The sequence below is a fragment of the Azospira sp. MPR-LB4 genome (assembly GCF_058809525.1).
In genome coordinates this window covers 2777915-2795425 of record NZ_CM179521.1, presented here as the reverse complement: position 1 = coordinate 2795425, position 17511 = coordinate 2777915, and the positions used below count along the sequence as shown (strand labels likewise).

18 protein-coding genes are annotated in these 17511 nt (G+C 66.9%); 13 read left to right on the top strand and 5 right to left on the bottom strand.

What is annotated here, in order from left to right; translation table 11 throughout:
* Window positions 1–100: 100 nt before the first annotated feature.
* Window positions 101–2308: a UvrD-helicase domain-containing protein gene (locus tag AC3QLZ_RS13115; RefSeq protein WP_014236328.1), complete on the bottom strand. Its 2208-nt coding sequence runs from the start codon at window positions 2306–2308 to the stop codon at window positions 101–103.
* A gap of 250 nt (window positions 2309–2558) precedes the next feature.
* On the opposite strand from AC3QLZ_RS13115, the gene AC3QLZ_RS13110 reads away from it, so the two are divergent.
* Window positions 2559–2918 carry a hypothetical protein gene (locus AC3QLZ_RS13110; protein WP_014236327.1) on the top strand — a complete coding sequence of 120 codons (360 nt, stop codon included), beginning with the start codon at window positions 2559–2561 and terminating at the stop codon, window positions 2916–2918.
* Between the two features lie 103 nt (window positions 2919–3021).
* Here AC3QLZ_RS13110 and AC3QLZ_RS13105 read toward each other — a convergent pair whose 3' ends face one another.
* Window positions 3022–3915, bottom strand: coding sequence for an SPOR domain-containing protein (locus tag AC3QLZ_RS13105; RefSeq protein ID WP_014236326.1), 894 nt, complete (start codon window positions 3913–3915; stop codon window positions 3022–3024).
* A gap of 143 nt (window positions 3916–4058) precedes the next feature.
* On the opposite strand from AC3QLZ_RS13105, the gene leuS reads away from it, so the two are divergent.
* Genes leuS through holA form a run of 3 tightly spaced genes read left to right on the top strand, consistent with a single transcriptional unit; the run spans window position 4059 to window position 8191 of the window.
* Window positions 4059–6668, top strand: coding sequence for a leucine--tRNA ligase (gene leuS / locus AC3QLZ_RS13100; protein ID WP_043798851.1), 2610 nt, complete (start codon window positions 4059–4061; stop codon window positions 6666–6668).
* Between the two features lie 10 nt (window positions 6669–6678).
* Entirely contained in the window at window positions 6679–7185 is a 507-nt protein-coding gene (locus AC3QLZ_RS13095; protein WP_014236324.1) for an LPS-assembly lipoprotein LptE, read from the top strand.
* 4 nt (window positions 7186–7189) lie between these two features.
* Complete coding sequence (gene holA / locus AC3QLZ_RS13090) at window positions 7190–8191, top strand: DNA polymerase III subunit delta (RefSeq protein WP_014236323.1); 1002 nt, start codon at window positions 7190–7192, stop codon at window positions 8189–8191.
* 45 nt (window positions 8192–8236) lie between these two features.
* Here the strand turns inward: holA and AC3QLZ_RS13085 are convergent, their stop codons facing one another.
* A complete protein-coding gene (locus AC3QLZ_RS13085; protein WP_014236322.1) occupies window positions 8237–8509 on the bottom strand; it encodes a hypothetical protein in 273 nt (90 codons plus the stop codon).
* A gap of 163 nt (window positions 8510–8672) precedes the next feature.
* Between AC3QLZ_RS13085 and AC3QLZ_RS13080 the strand changes: the two genes are divergently transcribed.
* The 5 genes from AC3QLZ_RS13080 (at window position 8673) to ybaK (ending at window position 12698) form a co-directional block, all read left to right on the top strand.
* Window positions 8673–9929: a glutamate-5-semialdehyde dehydrogenase gene (locus tag AC3QLZ_RS13080; RefSeq protein ID WP_014236321.1), complete on the top strand. Its 1257-nt coding sequence runs from the start codon at window positions 8673–8675 to the stop codon at window positions 9927–9929.
* A 136-nt stretch (window positions 9930–10065) separates the two neighbouring features.
* Window positions 10066–10647: a chalcone isomerase family protein gene (locus tag AC3QLZ_RS13075; protein WP_014236320.1), complete on the top strand. Its 582-nt coding sequence runs from the start codon at window positions 10066–10068 to the stop codon at window positions 10645–10647.
* Between the two features lie 56 nt (window positions 10648–10703).
* Window positions 10704–11192, top strand: coding sequence for a methylated-DNA--[protein]-cysteine S-methyltransferase (locus tag AC3QLZ_RS13070; protein ID WP_014236319.1), 489 nt, complete (start codon window positions 10704–10706; stop codon window positions 11190–11192).
* Window positions 11193–11203: 11 nt separating this feature from the next.
* On the top strand, window positions 11204–12127 hold the full coding sequence (gene xerD, locus AC3QLZ_RS13065) for a site-specific tyrosine recombinase XerD (protein WP_014236318.1): 924 nt from the start codon (window positions 11204–11206) through the stop codon (window positions 12125–12127).
* Window positions 12128–12191: 64 nt separating this feature from the next.
* A complete protein-coding gene (gene ybaK, locus AC3QLZ_RS13060) occupies window positions 12192–12698 on the top strand; it encodes a Cys-tRNA(Pro) deacylase (RefSeq protein WP_014236317.1) in 507 nt (168 codons plus the stop codon).
* A 15-nt stretch (window positions 12699–12713) separates the two neighbouring features.
* Here the strand turns inward: ybaK and AC3QLZ_RS13055 are convergent, their stop codons facing one another.
* Window positions 12714–13067 carry a dihydroneopterin aldolase gene (locus AC3QLZ_RS13055; protein WP_014236316.1) on the bottom strand — a complete coding sequence of 118 codons (354 nt, stop codon included), beginning with the start codon at window positions 13065–13067 and terminating at the stop codon, window positions 12714–12716.
* Between the two features lie 84 nt (window positions 13068–13151).
* On the opposite strand from AC3QLZ_RS13055, the gene plsY reads away from it, so the two are divergent.
* The gene (gene plsY / locus AC3QLZ_RS13050) at window positions 13152–13781 is read left to right on the top strand and encodes a glycerol-3-phosphate 1-O-acyltransferase PlsY (RefSeq protein WP_014236315.1); all 630 of its coding nucleotides are present in this window, start codon (window positions 13152–13154) and stop codon (window positions 13779–13781) included.
* Window positions 13782–13821: 40 nt separating this feature from the next.
* Here the strand turns inward: plsY and tsaD are convergent, their stop codons facing one another.
* Entirely contained in the window at window positions 13822–14850 is a 1029-nt protein-coding gene (gene tsaD, locus AC3QLZ_RS13045) for a tRNA (adenosine(37)-N6)-threonylcarbamoyltransferase complex transferase subunit TsaD (protein ID WP_014236314.1), read from the bottom strand.
* A gap of 113 nt (window positions 14851–14963) precedes the next feature.
* On the opposite strand from tsaD, the gene rpsU reads away from it, so the two are divergent.
* The 3 genes from rpsU (at window position 14964) to dnaG (ending at window position 17511) form a co-directional block, all read left to right on the top strand.
* On the top strand, window positions 14964–15176 hold the full coding sequence (gene rpsU, locus AC3QLZ_RS13040; protein WP_014236313.1) for a 30S ribosomal protein S21: 213 nt from the start codon (window positions 14964–14966) through the stop codon (window positions 15174–15176).
* Between the two features lie 93 nt (window positions 15177–15269).
* Window positions 15270–15716, top strand: coding sequence for a GatB/YqeY domain-containing protein (locus tag AC3QLZ_RS13035; RefSeq protein ID WP_014236312.1), 447 nt, complete (start codon window positions 15270–15272; stop codon window positions 15714–15716).
* 40 nt (window positions 15717–15756) lie between these two features.
* A complete protein-coding gene (gene dnaG / locus AC3QLZ_RS13030) occupies window positions 15757–17511 on the top strand; it encodes a DNA primase (RefSeq protein WP_014236311.1) in 1755 nt (584 codons plus the stop codon).

Genomic DNA, 17511 nt, shown 5'->3' with positions numbered 1-17511 from the left:
GCATGGCCATGCCTGCAACACCCGTCCCTATTACCCCTCAGGGCACACCGCCGCAACAGCGGCGTCCCATCTGCCCGGCAAGCCGGGCCTCAAACCCATCCTAGAGCGGCGTCAGCTTGGCGAATTCCAGGGCCAGCCACTTCATGCCGGCAGAACCGAAATTGACCTGGACCCGGGCATCGGCGCCCCGGCCCTCGGTGGCGACGATGACCCCCTGGCCGAACTTGGCGTGGCTGACGTTCTGCCCCACCCGCAGCCCGGCGGGAGCGGCGCTTTCGTAGGCCGTCACCGGTGCCGCCGCCCGGGGGCTGCGGCTGTAGCTGTTGTCGTAGGCCGGGGTGCTGCGGGCATTGACCCGCAGCAGCAGTTCCTGGGGCAGTTCGTCGAGGAAGGCGGAGGGCACGCAGTAGCGGGTCTGGCCGTGCAGCATGCGGGTCTGGGCGTGGGACATGTAGAGCCGCTGGCGGGCCCGGGTGATGGCCACGTACATGAGGCGCCGCTCTTCCTCCTCGCCGGACTTTTCCATGACGGAGTTTTCGTGGGGAAAGAGACCCTGCTCCAGGCCGGAGATGAAGACCACGTCGAACTCCAGGCCCTTGGCCGCGTGCACCGTCATCAGCTGCACCGCCTCCTGGCCGTCGCCGGCCTGGTGGTCGCCGGCCTCCAGGCTGGCGTGGGCGAGGAAGGAGGCCAGGGGCGACGGCAGGGGCGCATCGGGGGTGGCCGGATCGGGCACCGGCATGGCCCCCTCTTCGGCGATGAAGCTGGCGGCGGCGTTGATCAGTTCGTCCAGGTTCTCCAGCCGCTCCTGGCCTTCCTTCTCGCCCAGGTAGTGCTGGCGCAGGCCGCTACGTTCGATGATGTGTTCCACCACTTCGGGCAGGGGCAGGTTTTCCGTCTCCCGCCGCAGCTCCTCGATGAGGCGGATGAAGGCGCCGACGGCGGCCCCGGCCTTGCCGGTGAGGCTGGCGGCGGCGTTGTAGAGGGGCGAGTTGGAACGGTGGGCCGCTTCCTGGAGGTTTTCCAGGCTGCGGGCGCCGATGCCCCGGGTGGGGAAATTCACCACCCGCAGGAAGGCGGTGTCGTCGTCCGGATTGGCCAGGAGGCGCAGGTAGGCCAGGGCGTGCTTGATTTCCTGGCGCTCGAAGAAGCGCAGGCCGCCGTACACCTTGTAGGCCACGCCCTTGGTGAACAGCTCGTGCTCCAGCACCCGGGACTGGGCGTTGGAGCGGTAGAGGAAGGCGATCTGGTCCCGGGAGATGCCCTCCCGGATCAGTTCCCGGGCCTCGTCCACGATCCAGCGGGCCTCGTCCAGGTCGGAGAAGCCCTCGAACACCCGGATCGGCTCGCCGGCACCCTGGTCGGTCCACAGGTTCTTGCCCAGGCGGCCCTGGTTGTTCTTGATGAGGGCGTTGGCCGCATCCAGGATGTTGCCGTGGGAACGGTAGTTCTGCTCCAGGCGGATGACGTTCTGCACCCCGAATTCCCGCTCGAAGTCCCGCATATTGCCCACCTCGGCGCCGCGGAAGGCATAGATGGACTGGTCGTCGTCGCCCACGGCGAACACCGCCGCGCCCTGGGGCGCGCCGGCGCTGCCGTCGTGACCGGCCAGGAGCTTCAACCAGGCGTACTGCAGACGGTTGGTGTCCTGGAACTCGTCCACCAGGATGTGGCGGAAGCGCTCCTGGTAATGGCGACGCAGGGGCTCGTTGCGCGACAGCAGCTCGTAGGTGCGCAGCAGCAGTTCGGCAAAATCCACCACCCCTTCACGCTGGCACTGGCCCTCGTACTCGGCCCACAACTCCACCCGGCGGCGGGTGTAGTCGTCCCACACCTCGGCCTGGGCCGGGCGCAGGCCCTGGTCCTTGTGGGCGTTGATGAAGTGCATCAGCTCCCGGGGCGGGAACTTCTCGTCGTCCACGTTGAGGTTCTTCAGGAGACGCTTGATGGCGGAGAGCTGGTCGGCGGAATCGAGGATCTGGAACAGGGAGGGCAGCCCGGCCTCCTTGTGGTGGGCCCGCAGCAAGCGGTTGCACAGGCCGTGGAAGGTGCCGATCCACATGCCCCGGGTGTTGATGGGCAGCATGGCCGAGAGGCGGGCCAGCATCTCCTTGGCCGCCTTGTTGGTGAAGGTCACCGCCAGCACCGCGTGGGGCCCCATCTGGCCGGTGGAAATGAGCCAGGCGATGCGGGTGGTGAGCACCCGGGTCTTGCCCGAACCGGCGCCGGCCAGGATCAGGGCATGCTGGGGCGGCAGGGTCACGGCCTGGAGTTGTTCTGGATTGAGATTGGCAAGCAGGTCGGACATGGGGACGGGAAGCCGCGGGCAGGGGCGCGGACGCAGGTTAAGGTCAGGCCGGGATTATAGCCCCGCCGGGGCCGGGGAACTTTTTGGTGCGCCGCACCATCCAATCTTCCGGATGCTACGGGTAAACCACAAATGATCGCCGGAACATCTGAGATATAATCGATATTGCAATGCAACATAAAACAGTCACCAAGCCCACAAGGCCGCGGACGGACTGCATTGGTTACCGCCAAGTTTGAAAGGAAACAGCATGAACAACCCGAAGATTCTGCCCTGGATCGCCCGCAAAGCCGGCATCACCGAAACCATGGCCACCAAGCTGTGGCAACGCGCCGTCGAGGAAGCGAAGACCGCCTGTGGCTGCACCGAGGGTTCCGAGTTTCACCGCCACAGCATCGAGCGCTTTCTCGATCTGGTGGAAGCCCGCGCCGGCGGCACCGTGCGCCAGCCCTACAGCAACAGCACCGCCCAGGTCAGCTGGATCTGGCGCCACCAGGGCCGCATGGCCATGTTCGGCCTGATGGCTGCGGAAAACGCCGCCAAGTTCTGGCAGGACACCTGGAAGAACGTGTTCACCCCCGACCTGCACAAGCGCAAGGTCGGCTGTTGAGCCCAGGCGGCCGCCCAGGCCGCCTGATCGGACCACCCGGGGCCAAGCCGCCCCGGCGGCTCCTTACCCCCTGGATTTCCCCTCGCCTGCTCGATTCCCGCCTTCAGCGGGAGACGGCCCCGGGCGCCACGCCCAGCTCCGCCGCCAGACGACCCGCCATCTGCCGCGCCTCTTCCCGGCCGGCGAAGCCCCCCACCCGCAGCACATAGACGTAGCCCTCCTCCCCGGCCCCATCGTGACGCGGACGAATCCGCGCCGGATAGCCGGCCTCCCGCAGCTGGTCGTACAACGCCAGGGCCTCGGCCTGGGTCGCCACCGGCGGCAGGTTGACGCCCCAGGCGCCGCCACGGCGCAGGACGCCGGCCCCGGCCTGGATTTCCGTTTCCGCCGCCCACTTCTCCACCTGCGCCGCCTCGACGCTGGCCACCGCACCGGGCGCCTGGTCCCGCAGGGCGCTGGCGAAGGCCAGAGGCTCGCTCAAGGCCATGGGTTCGCCCAGGGGATGGGTGACCACGATATGGCCTTCGAGCAGGCAGATCAGGTCCTTGTCCTCGGCGGACTTGCCCCACAGGTCGGTGCCGCGGATGCCGGCGGTCAGGGTGGCGGCGCGGACGTTGATGGCCCGCCCCGTCAGGCGCTGGGGAAAGAGGCCGGTGGTGAAGCGGAAGGCGCCCCGCAGCACGTCCAGGGCCGCCGTATAGACGCCCCCCGGGCGCTGGCCGATGGCGTTGAGATGGAGCTGGGCGTTTTCCCCCAGCTTGACGCCGCTGCCTTCGGGCAGCTGGATCAGCACCCGGGAGCCGCTGCCGGTGACGATCCTGTCCCGGTTGGCGAGGGACTGGCCCGGCACCAGGGGCCGGCGCTCGCCGCTGCGCTCCAGCCAGGCCGGCGCCTGCACGGCCTCCACCACCGCCTGCCGGGAGGCCGGTCCGGCCACGGCAGGGGCGGCGGCCCACAGCGTCAGGGTTGAAAGCAGCAGGGGGCGCAACAATCCCATGTTCATCTCTCCGCAGTGGCCTGGAGCGGCCCGTTCATGATCAGGAAACCGCCCGGGCGGCGGCAAAGAGCCGATTTTGCCCAATGGAGCAGGAGCGGACCGGTTATAATTTCACGCTTTGCAACGAATTTCTGGCCGCCCAAATGCAGGAAAAATACCAACCCGCGGAAGTCGAACTCGCCGCCCAGCAACACTGGGTCAAGACCCAGGCCGCCCGTGCCGTCGAAGACACCACCAAGCCCAAGTACTACTGTCTTTCCATGTTCCCCTATCCGTCGGGGAAGCTGCATATGGGGCACGTGCGCAACTATACCATCGGCGATGTGCTGACCCGCTTCCACAAGATGCAGGGCTACAACGTGCTGCAGCCCATGGGTTGGGACGCCTTCGGCATGCCGGCGGAAAATGCCGCCATCCAGAACAAGGTGCCCCCCGCCAAGTGGACCTACGCCAACATCGACTACATGCGCAGCCAGCTGCAGCGCCTGGGTTTCGCCATCGACTGGGAGCGGGAATTCGCCACCTGCACCCCCGAGTACTACCGCTGGGAACAGTGGCTGTTCACCCGCCTGTATGAAAAGGGCCTGATCTACAAGAAGCTGGGCACCGTGAACTGGGACCCGGTGGACCACACCGTGCTGGCCAACGAGCAGGTCATCGACGGCCGCGGCTGGCGCTCCGGCGCCCTGGTGGAAAAGCGCGAGATCCCCATGTACTACATGAAGATCACCGCCTACGCCGAGGAACTGCTGGCCGACCTGGATCAGCTGCCGGGCTGGCCCGAGCAGGTGCGCCTGATGCAGAAGAACTGGATCGGCAAGAGCACCGGCGTGCGTTTCGCCTTCCCCCTGGCCGACAACAGTGACGAAAAACTGTGGGTATTCACCACCCGGGCCGACACCATCATGGGCGTCACCTTCGTCGCCGTGGCCGCCGAGCATCCCCTGGCCACCCGCGCCGCCGCGAATAACCCGGCACTGGCGGCCTTCATCGAGGAATGCAAGAAGGGCGGCGTGGCCGAGGCCGACATCGCCACCATGGAAAAGAAGGGCATGCCCACGGGCATCTTCGTTCAGCACCCCCTCACCGGCGAGCAGGTGGAAGTGTGGGTCGGCAACTACGTGCTGATGGGCTACGGCGAAGGCGCCGTGATGGCCGTGCCCGCCCACGACGAGCGGGACTTTGCCTTTGCCAAGAAGTACAACCTGGCCATCAAGCAGGTCATCGCCGCTGCAGGCGAGACCTTCAGCCTGGACGGCTGGCAGGAATGGTATGGCGACAAGAGCCGCGGCACCTGCGTCAATTCCGGCAAGTACGACGGCCTGGCCTACGAGGCCGCCGTGGATGCCATCGCCGCCGACCTGGCGGCCAAGGGCCTGGGCGAGAAGAAGGTGCAGTTCCGTCTGCGCGACTGGGGCATTTCCCGCCAGCGCTACTGGGGCTGCCCGATTCCCGTGATCCACTGCGAGTCCTGCGGCGACGTGCCGGTGCCTGACGACCAGCTGCCCGTGGTGCTGCCGGAGAACGTGGAAATCACCGGTGCCGGTTCCCCCCTGGCCAAGATGCCCGAGTTCTACGAGTGCACCTGCCCCAAGTGCGGTAAGCCGGCCCGTCGTGAAACCGACACCATGGATACCTTCGTCGAGTCCTCCTGGTACTTCCTGCGCTACGCCTGCCCGGACAACACCCAGGCCATGGTGGACGAGCGTGTGGCCTACTGGTGCAAGGGCGGCATCGACCAGTACATCGGCGGCATCGAGCACGCCATCCTGCACCTGCTCTACTCCCGCTTCTTCACCAAGCTGATGCGCGACGTGGGCCTCTTCGGTGAGCAGAAGCTGGACGAGCCCTTCGCCAACCTGCTGACCCAGGGCATGGTGGTGGCCCCCACCTTCTATCGCGACGCCGAAGGCGGCAAGAAGGAGTGGATCAACCCGGCCGACGTGGATGTGACCACCGACGAGCGCGGCCGCCCCACCGGCGCCACCCTCAAGGCCGACGGCCAGCCGGTGGTCATCGGCGGCACCGAGAAGATGTCCAAGTCCAAGAACAACGGCGTGGACCCCCAATCCCTGATGGACGAGTACGGCGCGGACACGGCCCGCCTGTTCATGATGTTCGCCGCCCCGCCCGACCAGTCCCTGGAATGGTCCGACGCCGGTGTCGAGGGCGCCTTCCGCTTCCTGAAGCGCCTGTGGAAGCTGACCCACGACCATGTGGCCGCCGGCATCGTTCCCGCCTACAGCGGCGGCGAGCTGGAGGGCAGTCTCAAGGACTTCCGCCGCCAGCTGCACCAGACCATCGGCAAGGTCACCGACGACTACGGCCGGCGCAAGCAGTTCAACACCGCCATCGCCGCCGTCATGGAGCTGCTCAACGCCTTCGCCAAGCTGCCGGACAGCCCGGCCGCCAGCAGCGTCAAGCAGGAAGCCCTGGAAGCGGCCGTGCTGATGCTCTTCCCCATCGTGCCCCATGCCTGCCAGGCCCTCTATGCCGAACTCAAGCCCGGTGCCGATGCCGGCCAGGCCGCCTTCCCCAAGGCCGATGCCGCCGCCCTGGTGCAGAGCGAGATCGAGCTGATGCTGCAGGTGAACGGCAAGCTGCGCGGCAGCATCAAGGTGCCGGCCGATGCGGCCAAGGATGCCATCGAAGCGGCCGCCCTGGCCTCCGAGACGGTGCAGAAGCACCTGGACGGCCAGGCCCCGAAGAAGGTGGTGGTGGTGCCCGGCCGTCTGGTCAATATCGTGGTTTAAGGAGTCGTCTGTGCGCGCCCGTCTGCTCGTTTCCCTTGTCCTGCTCGTAACGCTGGCCGGCTGCGGCTTCCAGCTGCGGGGCGCCCAGACCATGCCCTTTCCGACCCTGTACGTGTCCATGGCGGAGAATTCGGAAATCACCGCCAACCTGAAACGATACATCCGGGCCAACAAGTCCACCGAACTGGTGGACAACCGGGAAGATGCGGCGGCCACCCTGGTCCAGTTCCCGGAACGCCGGGAGCGGATCGCCCTGTCCTACAACTCCGCCGGCCGGGTGCGGGAACTGCAGCTGCAGTACCGGGCCAACTTCCGCCTGGAAGACGCCAAGGGCAAGGCCCTCTCCGCACCCATGGAAATCTACCTGACCCGGGACATCACCTACGACGATGCCCAGGTGCTGTCCAAGGCCCAGGAAGAGGAACTGCTGTGGCAGGACATGCAGCGGGACCTGGTGCAGCAGCTGATCCGGCGCATGGCCAAGGCCAAGCCGCCGGTGGACGAAAACGAGGACTGACGCCGTGGCCCAGCTCCGGGGAGAACAGCTGGCGGCCCACCTGGAACGCCCCCTGGGGCCGCTCTACGTCGTGTATGGGGACGAGCCCCTGCTGGTGATCGAGGCCGGCGACGCCATCCGCGCCGCCGCCCGGCGCCAGGGCTACAGCGAGCGGGAAGTGCTGGTGGCCGGCCAGGGCTTCAACTGGACCCAGCTGGCCATGGCCGGCGGCAACCTCTCCCTCTTCGGCGACCGCAAGCTGATCGACCTGCGCATCCCCACCGGCAAGCCCGGGCGGGACGGCGGCCAGGCCCTGCAGGAACATTGCCAGCGCCTTTCCAGCGACGCCATGACCCTGGTCACCCTGCCCGAGCTGACCTGGCAGGACGAAAAGGCCTCCTGGTTCCAGACCCTGGCCGAAGCCGGCACCGTGCTCAAGCTGCAGGCCCCCAACCTCGGCGAACTGCCCCAGTGGATCGCCGGCCGCCTGCAGCGCCAGGAACAGAGCGCCGAGACGGAAGCCCTGCGCTTCATCGCCGAGCGGGTGGAAGGCAATCTGCTGGCGGCCCACCAGGAAATCCAGAAACTGGGACTGCTGTTCCCCAAAGGCAAGCTGAGCCTGGAACAGGTGCGGGAGGCGGTGCTCAATGTGGCCCGCTACGATATCGACGGTCTGCGGGAAGCCCTGCTGCAGGGCGACCTGGCCCGCCTGACGCGGACCCTGGATGGCCTGCGCCAGGAGGGCGAAGCGCCGCCCCTGGTGTTGTGGGCGGTGACGGAGGAAGTGCGGGCCCTGGCGGCCCTGAAGGAAGGACTCAACGCCGGCCGGCCGGCGGACCAGCTGCTCAAGGAACAGCGCATCTGGGGGCCGCGCCAGGCCCTGGTCAAGCGCGCCCTGGGGCGGCTTGACGCGCCGCGTCTGCGGGCGGCCCTGGCCCAGACGGCCCATATCGACCGCTGCATCAAGGGCCTGGGCGGCGGCGATGTGTGGGATGAATTCCTGCGCCTGGGCCTCAGCCTGCGCTAGGCCGGATGCCCGGACGGGCACCGGTCGATCGGGGGTGCGACGGCCTTAAGCGGCCTTTTCATCGGAAGGCGGCACGTCCGGCAGGATGGCCGGCACCTCTTCCGGTTCATCGGGCACCAGATGCTCCCACTCGCAATCCGTATCTCCGGACTTGTGGCGCAATGCGGGCAGGGACGATTCGCGCACCAGGCACTCGCCCTGGCAACACTCTTCCACCACCACCACACCCACCTCGGCATCTACCTTGCGTTCCCCGTCCCAATAGCTGCAGGTGGCACACACTTGCACTTCGGTGGGAACAATCAGCTTGCGACTCATAGGGTCTCCTGCGACGTCAAACGGCCATGTAACGGTTTGTGACACCGCAACGGCGAGAAAGTTTAGCCCAATCCCTTATTTTCAGTAAGGGAATGGCGTTTCGGGGCATTTGAGGCCGCTATAATGGTCCGATTATCTCCTGCCTGACCTGCTGAAGAACACCATGGATATCAAGGATTACATGCAGAACCTGGGCCGCCGTGCCCGGGCAGCCTCACGCCAGATGGCCAAGGCCGACACCAATGCCAAGAATCGGGCCCTGCTGGCCATCGCCGCCGCCATCCGCCGCGACGAAGCCAAGCTCCTGGCCGCCAACGGCGAAGACCTGGCCGCCGCCCGGGCCGCCGGCCTGGAGCCGGCCATGGTGGATCGCCTGACCCTTTCCCCCAAGACCGTCGCCACCATGGCCGAGGGCCTGGAACAGATCGCCTCCCTGCCGGACCCCATCGGTGAAATGACCGACCTGCGCTTCCGCCCCTCCGGCATCCAGGTGGGCCACATGCGGGTGCCCCTGGGCGTCATCGGCATCATTTACGAAGCCCGCCCCAACGTGACGGTGGATGCGGCCGGCCTGTGCATCAAGTCCGGCAACGCCTCCATCCTGCGCGGCGGTTCCGAGGCCATCCGCTGCAACCAGGCCCTGGCGACTCTGGTGAAGGAAGGGTTGCAGTCCGCCGGTCTGCCGGCTGACGCGGTGCAGGTGGTGGAAACCACCGACCGGGCCGCCGTGGGCGAGCTCATCACCATGCGCGAATTCGTGGACGTCATCGTGCCCCGCGGCGGCAAGGGCCTCATCGCCCGCCTGCTGGCCGAATCCCGGGTGCCCATGATCCAGCACCTGGACGGCAACTGCCACGTATACCTGGACGACAGCGCCGATGCGGCCAAGGCCATGGCAGTGGTGGAAAACTCCAAGACCCAGCGCTACGGCACCTGCAACACCGCCGAATCCCTGCTGGTGGCACGCTCCGTCGCCGCCACCCTGCTGCCGCCCATCGCCGCCATGCTCACCGCCAAGGGCGTGGAAATCCGCGGTTGTGCCGAAACCCGGGCCCTGGTGCCCAACGCCAAGGAGGCCACCGAGGCCGACTGGGGCGAGGAGTACCTGGCGCCCATCATCGCCGTGAAGGTGGTGGCCGGGCTGGACGAGGCCATCGAGCACATCAACAAGTACTCCTCCAGCCACACCGAGGCCATCGTCACCGAGAACCACACCCACGCCATGCGCTTCCTGCGGGAAGTGGATTCGGCCTCGGTCATGGTGAACGCCTCCACCCGCTTCGCCGACGGCTTCGAGTACGGCCTCGGCGCCGAGATCGGCATTTCCACGGACAAGATCCACGCCCGGGGCCCGGTGGGCCTGGAAGGCCTGACCAGCCAGAAATGGGTGGTCCTGGGCAATGGCCAGGTGCGCGGCTGAAAGCCGGCCGCACCGCTCCCTGATCCGTCCAAGTTTCACCGCAACACCGCAGCACCCATAAAAGAATTGCCCCGGCGACGTGCGGACGGCGCCGGGGCTTCAATAAAGTCCGCAAAAACCAAAGGAGACAGACAGTATGAAGATCAAGCATTTCATGGCGGCCCTCGCCATCCTCAGCCTCACGGCCGGCAGCGCCCAGGCCATGGAAGTGGCCGGGGTCAAGTTCGAGGAACGGCTCAAGCTGGAGCAGCAGGACCTCAGCCTCAACGGCGCCGGCCTGCGGTCCAAGGTGTTTTTCAAGGTCTACGCCGTGGGCCTCTACCTGCCGGCCAAGGCCGCCGAGGTGGACGGCGTGCTGGCGGCCAAGGGCGCCAAGCGCCTGGCCATCGTGCCCCTCATGGAGCTCTCCGCCCAGCAGTTCGTGGACGCCCTTTCCGGTGGCATCGCCAAGAACAGCAGCGAGGCCGAGGCCGCCGCCCTGAAGGAACGGGTGCAGACCTTCGAAGGCAACCTGCTGGCCCTGGGCAAGGCAACCAAGGGCACTCCCATCACCCTGGACTGGATTCCCGAACAGGGCACCCGCCTCACTGTGGCCGGCCAGCCCCAGGGCAAGGTCATCCCGGGGGAGGATTTCTACCAGGCCCTGCTGCGCATCTGGCTGGGTAACAAGCCGGCCCAGGGCGATCTCAAGGACGCCCTGCTCGGCAAGGCGCAGTAAGCATTTCCACAGGGGGTCGGCTGCAAGCCGCCCCCTTTCTCGTTGTACAGGCAGCCATGACCAAGAATGCCGTCCCTGCTGACTTCCAGGCCATCACCAGTGGCCCGTTCTTTTCCCTGGGCATCCGCTGCAACGGGGACGAGCTGACCGAAATCCTCTACCTGCCCGGCCGCCTGCAGCAGGCGGCCGGCACGCCCCTGGCCGCCGAGGCGGTGCGCCAGATCCAGGCCTACCTGGCCGACCCGGCCTTCGTTTTCAGCCTGCCCCTGCAACCCTCCGGCACCCGCTTCCAGCGCCGGGTGTGGGACGCCATCGCCGCCATTCCCCGGGGCCAGACGCAAAGCTACGGCGAGGTGGCCAAGCTGCTGCACAGCGGCCCCCGGGCCGTGGGCGGCGCCTGCGGCGCCAATCCCTTCCCCCTGGCGGTGCCCTGCCACCGGGTCGTCGCCACTGCCGGCTTGGGCGGTTTCGGCCGCAACGGCGGCAACTTCCTGCTGGACATCAAGCGCTGGCTGCTGCAACACGAGGGCTGCCTGCCGGCGTAAACTCCGTGCCCATGACGGATGCCGCCCCGCCGACCCTGGCCTTTTCCACCCAGAGCGAGATCGACGCCTTCTGCGACGCCCTGTGGCTGGAAGACGGCCTCTCCCCCAATTCCCTCGCCGCCTACCGCAGCGACCTGCAACGCTACGCCCTGTGGTTGCAGCAGCAGGGCCGCCCGCCCCTGGCCCAGGCCGGCGCCGCCGACCTGGCGGCCTTCCTGGCCGATGTGGCGGCCCGCATGAAATCCAGCTCCCAGGCCCGCTACCTTTCCTCCCTGCGCCGCTTCTACCGGCGCCTGCTGGCCCAGAACCGCATCAGCGCCGACCCCACCCTGCAGACCGCCATGCCGGTCAAGGCCTCGCGCCTGCCCAAGGTGATGAGCGAAGCCCAGGTGGAAGCCCTGCTGGCGGCACCGGAAATAGAAACCCCCCTGGGCCAGCGGGACCGGGCCATGCTGGAAACCCTCTACGCCACCGGCCTGCGGGTCTCGGAACTGGTCAATCTCAAGCTGCATGAAGTGAGCTTCGACATGGGCGTGGCTCGGGTCTTCGGCAAGGGTTCCAAGGAACGCCTGGTGCCTCTCGGCGAGGTGGCCCTGGACTGGCTCAAGAGCTACCTGAACGATGGCCGCAACGCCTTGCTGGACAACCGTCTCAGCGACTTCCTCTTCGTCACCGCCCGGGGCACGGCCATGACCCGGCAGATGTTCTGGACCCTGGTGAAGAAGTACGCCCTGGTGGCCGGCATGGACCCGGCCCGCCTCTCGCCCCACGTGCTGCGCCACGCCTTCGCCACCCATCTGCTCAACCACGGCGCCGACCTGCGGGTGGTGCAGCTGCTGCTGGGCCACGCCGACATTTCCACCACCCAGATCTACACCCACGTGGCGCGGGAACGGCTGAAGGACCTGCACGCCGTGCACCACCCCCGGGGCTAGGCACGGCGCCGGTCGGCGGGCGTAGAATGAAACCATCCGCAACAAGACACCCTCGAGGTGCACCATGAGCCGCAATCACGATCTCGACCCCGGCCACGCGCCGGAAACCCCCGCCACCCGCTTCCTGCGCCAGCACCGCATCGCCCACTCCAACCATCTCTACGAATACGAGGAGCATGGCGGCACCAAGGTGTCGGCCCGGGAACTGAATGTGGACGAGCACGCCGTGATCAAGACCCTGATCATGGAAGACGAGCACGCCAAGCCCCTGATCGTGCTGATGCACGGCGACTGCAAGGTATCCACCAAGGAACTGGCGCGGCAGGTGGGCTGCAAGAAGGTGGAACCGTGCAAGCCGGAAGTGGCCAACCGCCACACCGGTTTCCTGGTGGGCGGCACCAGCCCCTTCGGTACCAAGAAGGCCATGCCCATCTACATGGAGAAGAGCATCCTGGACCTGCCCCTGATCTATCTCAACGGCGGCCGTCGCGGCTACCTGGTGGGGGTCCATCCCCACGACGTGGTCAAGGTGCTGCAGCCCAAGATGGTCGAGGCCGCCCTCAAGGATTGAGCCCCAGCAGCCGGGTCAGGTACTGCGCTCGATGATGACGCCGACCCGGCGCACCCCGGGCATCATGCCCAGCTTGGCCACGGAAACGCGAACCCAGGCGCAGCGGAATTCTTCCAGCACCAGGGTGGAAACGTGTTCGGCCAGCTTTTCCAGCAGGCCGAACTGGGTGCTGCCCAGGTCCTCCCGCAGACGCTCCACCACCTTGGCGTAGTCGATGGTGTCCCGGATGTCGTCGCTAGCGCCGGCGCTGGCGGTGGAGGAAACGCCCATCTGCAGGGACATTTCGACGGTCTGGGACACGGCCTGCTCCCGGGGGTAGATGCCGATGCGGGTCTGGACCCGGAAGTCGTCGATGAAAATGATGTCCATGGGGTTTTTCAGCCGCCAGCGGGGCTTGCAGGTAAAATGCAGGCCCGCATTGTACCTCTATCGTCACTTCACCACCCATCGCCCATGACTGCCGCCCAATCCCTGCCCCTGGCCCTGCTGGCCGCCTATCTGCTGGGCTCCGTGCCCTTCGCCGTCATCGTCAGCCGCGGCTTCGGCCTGAAGGATCCCCGCTCCTACGGCTCCGGCAACCCGGGAGCCACCAACGTCCTGCGCAGCGGCAACAAGCTGGCCGCCCTGCTGACTCTCCTCGGCGACGGCGCCAAGGGCGCCGTGGCGGTGCTCCTGGCCCATCACTTCCTTGCCGGCCAGGCCCTGGAACCGGCCATGGAACGCATCTTCCTCGGCGGCGTGGCCCTGGCCGTGTTCTTCGGCCACCTCTTCCCCGTCTTCCTCAAGTTCAAGGGCGGCAAGGGCGTCGCCACCGCCGCCGGCGTCCTGCTGGCCCTGGACCCGCTGCTGGGCCTGTCGGTGCTGGGCGTCTGGCTTGTGGTCGCCGCCCTCTCCCGCTATTCCTCCCTGGCCGCCCTCTGCGCTGCCGCCGCCTCGCCCCTGCTGGCCGGCATGATGTGGGGCTTCAACCTGCTGGTGGCGGCCGTGGCCGTCATGGCCATGGCCCTGGTGGGCAAGCACTGGGTCAATATCCAGCGCCTCCTGGCCGGACAGGAATCAAAAATCGGCAGCAAGAAGAAGTAATGAAAAAGGCACCGCAAGGTGCCTTTTTTTCGGGTGCGGCCTACAGGGTCAGCTCGGAGAGGGGCCAGCGGGGCCGGATGGCGATGGGCCCCGCCGCCTTGGCCTGGGCGCCCGCCGCCAGGCGCAGGGCGCCGGCCAGGGCGATCATGGCGCCGTTGTCGGTGCAGAACTCCAGTTCCGGGTAATAGACCTGGATGCGCGCCTTCACCGCCTTGGCATTAAGACGCTGGCGCAGCTCCCGGTTGGCGCCGACGCCGCCGGCCACCACCAGCTGCTGCATGCCGGTCTTCTTCACCGCCGCCAGGGCCTTGGCCACCAGCACATCCACGATGGCATCCTGAATGCCGCGGCAGACGTCGGCCCGGGCCTGCTCGTCCAGTTCCTTGCCCCGCACATAGGTCAGCACCGCTGTCTTCAGGCCGGAAAAGGAGAAATCCAGGTCGCCCGAATGCAGCATGGGCCGGGGGAAGACCACGGCGCCGGGCTTGCCGCCATCGGCCAGGCGGGCCAGGGCGGGCCCGCCCGGGTAGCCCAGGCCGAGCAGCTTGGCCGTCTTGTCGAAGGCCTCGCCGGCCGCATCGTCCAGGGTTTCCCCCAGCAGTTCGTACTGGCCGACGCCACTCACCCGCATGATCTGGGTATGGCCGCCGGAAACCAGCAGGGCGACGAAGGGGAAGCGGGGCGGACTGGCGGAGAGCAGGGGCGACAGCAGATGCCCTTCCAGGTGGTGCAGGGGCACGGTGGGCTTGCCCAGGGCCGTGGCCAGACCTTCGGCGAAGGCCGCCCCGACCAGCAGGGCGCCAGCCAGGCCGGGCCCCTGGGTGTAGGCGATGGCATCCACCTGCTCCAGGGTGCGGCCGCAGTCGGCCAGGGCCTGGCGCAGCAGGGGCACGGTGCGCCGGATGTGGTCCCGGGAGGCCAGTTCCGGCACCACGCCGCCGTACTCCCGGTGCATGGCAATTTGGGAATGGAGGGCGTGGCCAAGGAGCGTACCGGTACCGTCGGAGCCCATTTCATAGAGGGCAACCCCGGTTTCGTCGCAGGAGGATTCGATGCCGAGAACAAGCATGGGCGCCATTCTAACCCATGCCGACGAGAAAATTCTTGTAAACCCCTTGGTAAACCGTTGACGTTTCGTTAGAATTGCCGGCTTTCTCTCACCGTTGTTTGGGACTGAATTCAATGCCTGCTATTCGCGTCAAGGAAAACGAGCCCTTCGAAGTGGCCATCCGCCGCTTCAAGCGCACTGTCGAAAAAACCGGTCTGCTGACCGAACTCCGTGCCCGTGAGTTCTACGAAAAGCCCACCGCCGAGCGCAAGCGCAAGCTGGCCGCCGCGGTCAAGCGTCACCACAAGCGGATCCGCAGCCAGACCCTGCCCCCCAAGATGTTCTAAGCCTCCCAGGCTTTCCTGACGCTGCAAGAGCCGTCCATCAACAGGTGGGCGGCTTTTGGTGTTTATAGGCTGCTGAAAAACAAAAGGACTCCCATGACGCTCAAGGAACGCATTTCCGAGGACATGAAGGCCGCCATGAAGGCCAAGGAAACGGCCCGCCTCGCCGCCATCCGCCTGCTGCTGGCCGCCATCAAGCAGAAGGAAGTGGACGAGCAGGTCACCCTGGACGATGCCGCCATCGCCGCCGTCATCGACAAGATGCTCAAGCAGCGCAAGGACTCCATCACCCAGTATGAAGCCGCCGGTCGCCAAGACCTGGTGGACGCCGAGAAGGCCGAGGTGGAAGTGCTTTCCGCCTACAAGCCCGCCGGCCTGTCCGAAGCCGAAGTCGCCGCCGCCGTGGCCAAGGCCGTGGCCGACAGCGGCGCTGCCGGCGCCGCCGACATGGGCAAGGTGATGGCCATCCTCAAGCCCCTGCTGGCCGGCAAGGCCGATATGGCCGAGGTCTCCAAGCTGGTCAAGGCCCGGCTCTCCGCCTGAAATCTCCCGGGCCGGCTGTCGCCGGCCCCGTTTGGCGCCCGTGATCCCCGAATCCTTCCTCCAGGAACTGCTGCACCGGGTCGACATCGTCGACCTCATTGACGGCTACGTACCGCTGAAAAAGGCGGGGGCCAACTACGCCGCCTGCTGTCCCTTCCACAACGAAAAGTCGCCTTCGTTCACCGTCAGCCCGACCAAGCAGTTCTATCACTGCTTCGGCTGCGGCGCCCACGGCACGGCCATCCGCTTCCTCATGGAGTATTCGGGCCTGGGCTTCATCGATGCGGTGAAGGAACTGGCCGGGCGCATGGGCATGGTGGTGCCGGAGGAGGCCGGGCGGGTCCGGCACGAAGGCCCCCGTACCGCCGAGCTGACCGAGGTCATGGGCAAGGCCGCCCAATACTATTTCGAGCAGCTCAAGCATTCGGACAAGGCCAAGGAGTACCTGAAGCGGCGCGGCCTCACCGGCGAGATCGCCCTCAAGTTCCGCATCGGCTACGCCCCGGAGGGGAAATACGGCCTGAAAGGCGCCTTTCCCAACTACGACGCACCGGAACTGGAAAAGGCCGGCCTAGTAAAACAGACAGAAGACGGCCGCCGCTACGACCGTTTCCGCGACCGGGTGATGTTTCCCATCATCAACCAGAAGAACGAGGTCATCGCCTTTGGCGGCCGGGTCATCGACCAGGGCGAGCCCAAGTACCTGAACTCTCCCGAGACCCCCCTCTTCGAGAAGGGCCGGGAACTGTTCGGCCTGCCCCAGGCCCGCCAGGCCCTGCGGGAGAAGAATACGGTGATCGTGGTGGAAGGCTACATGGACGTGGTGGCCCTGGCCCAGCATGGTGTCGGCAACGCGGTCGCCACCCTGGGCACCGCCACCACCGCCACCCACGTGCAGAAGCTGCTGCGCCAGGTGGACCGCATCGTCTATTGCTTCGACGGCGATGCCGCCGGGCGCAAAGCCGCCTGGCGCGGCCTGGAGAACAGCCTGGAATCCCTGGCCGACAACAAGAGCATCGGCTTTGTTTTCCTCCCCCCCGAGCACGACCCGGACAGCTATGTGCGGGAACTGGGCAAGGAAGCCTTCGAGCGCATGATCGACCAGGCCATGCCCCTCTCCGACTTCCTGCTGAAGGAGCTGGCCAGCCATTGCGACCTGACTACCTCGGAAGGCAAGTCCAAGCTGGTTTACGAAGCCAAGCCCCTGATCCAGCGCCTGGCCACTCCCCTGCTGCGCCTGCAGCTGGTGAAGCGCCTGGCCGAGGCCAGCAGCTTTTCCCAGCAGGAAGTGGAGCGCCTGTGCGACCTCAAGCCCGTCGCCCGGGCGGCACCGGCACGGGCGCCGCGGCAGGCCCTCTCCCTGCCCCGCACCTTGCTGCGCCTGGTGCTGCACCGGCCGGACTTCGCCGCACGCCTGCCCCTGCACTGGCTGCCCGCCGACAGCACCGAAACCCGGGCCCTGCGGCGCCTGTGCGAACAGATCAAGCGGGATGCGGACCTGCCCAGCAGCGCCATGTTGTTGGAACGTTTGCGCGGCGGCGATGACGAAGCCATCCTGCAGAGCGCCGCCGCCAGCCTGTTGCAGAGCCCCCAGAGCGAAGAGGAAAGCGAACAGGAATTCGCCGGCGCCCTGGCCCGGCTGGAAATGAACTGGGTCGAGCAGGAATTCCGCCGCTTGCAGCACAAGGCTGCCGGCGGCGGACTCGACAGTGAAGAAAAGCGGGAATTTGTACATTTGCTGCAGGAGCGGGAACGCCTGCGCAAGGCCGGCATTCTGGCCGGGAGCGGTGACTAG

What these genes read in the sequence shown, in the direction of transcription:
- AC3QLZ_RS13115 (WP_014236328.1), bottom strand. Translation starts at nt 2,308, where the DNA reads ATGTCCGACCTGCTTGCCAATCTCAATCCAGAACAACTCCAGGCCGTG.
- AC3QLZ_RS13110 (WP_014236327.1), top strand. Translation starts at nt 2,559, where the DNA reads ATGAACAACCCGAAGATTCTGCCCTGGATCGCCCGCAAAGCCGGCATC.
- AC3QLZ_RS13105 (WP_014236326.1), bottom strand. Translation starts at nt 3,915, where the DNA reads ATGGGATTGTTGCGCCCCCTGCTGCTTTCAACCCTGACGCTGTGGGCC.
- leuS (WP_043798851.1), top strand. Translation starts at nt 4,059, where the DNA reads ATGCAGGAAAAATACCAACCCGCGGAAGTCGAACTCGCCGCCCAGCAA.
- AC3QLZ_RS13085 (WP_014236322.1), bottom strand. Translation starts at nt 8,509, where the DNA reads ATGAGTCGCAAGCTGATTGTTCCCACCGAAGTGCAAGTGTGTGCCACC.
- AC3QLZ_RS13080 (WP_014236321.1), top strand. Translation starts at nt 8,673, where the DNA reads ATGGATATCAAGGATTACATGCAGAACCTGGGCCGCCGTGCCCGGGCA.
- AC3QLZ_RS13075 (WP_014236320.1), top strand. Translation starts at nt 10,066, where the DNA reads ATGAAGATCAAGCATTTCATGGCGGCCCTCGCCATCCTCAGCCTCACG.
- AC3QLZ_RS13070 (WP_014236319.1), top strand. Translation starts at nt 10,704, where the DNA reads ATGACCAAGAATGCCGTCCCTGCTGACTTCCAGGCCATCACCAGTGGC.
- xerD (WP_014236318.1), top strand. Translation starts at nt 11,204, where the DNA reads ATGACGGATGCCGCCCCGCCGACCCTGGCCTTTTCCACCCAGAGCGAG.
- ybaK (WP_014236317.1), top strand. Translation starts at nt 12,192, where the DNA reads ATGAGCCGCAATCACGATCTCGACCCCGGCCACGCGCCGGAAACCCCC.
- AC3QLZ_RS13055 (WP_014236316.1), bottom strand. Translation starts at nt 13,067, where the DNA reads ATGGACATCATTTTCATCGACGACTTCCGGGTCCAGACCCGCATCGGC.
- plsY (WP_014236315.1), top strand. Translation starts at nt 13,152, where the DNA reads ATGACTGCCGCCCAATCCCTGCCCCTGGCCCTGCTGGCCGCCTATCTG.
- tsaD (WP_014236314.1), bottom strand. Translation starts at nt 14,850, where the DNA reads ATGCTTGTTCTCGGCATCGAATCCTCCTGCGACGAAACCGGGGTTGCC.
- rpsU (WP_014236313.1), top strand. Translation starts at nt 14,964, where the DNA reads ATGCCTGCTATTCGCGTCAAGGAAAACGAGCCCTTCGAAGTGGCCATC.
- AC3QLZ_RS13035 (WP_014236312.1), top strand. Translation starts at nt 15,270, where the DNA reads ATGACGCTCAAGGAACGCATTTCCGAGGACATGAAGGCCGCCATGAAG.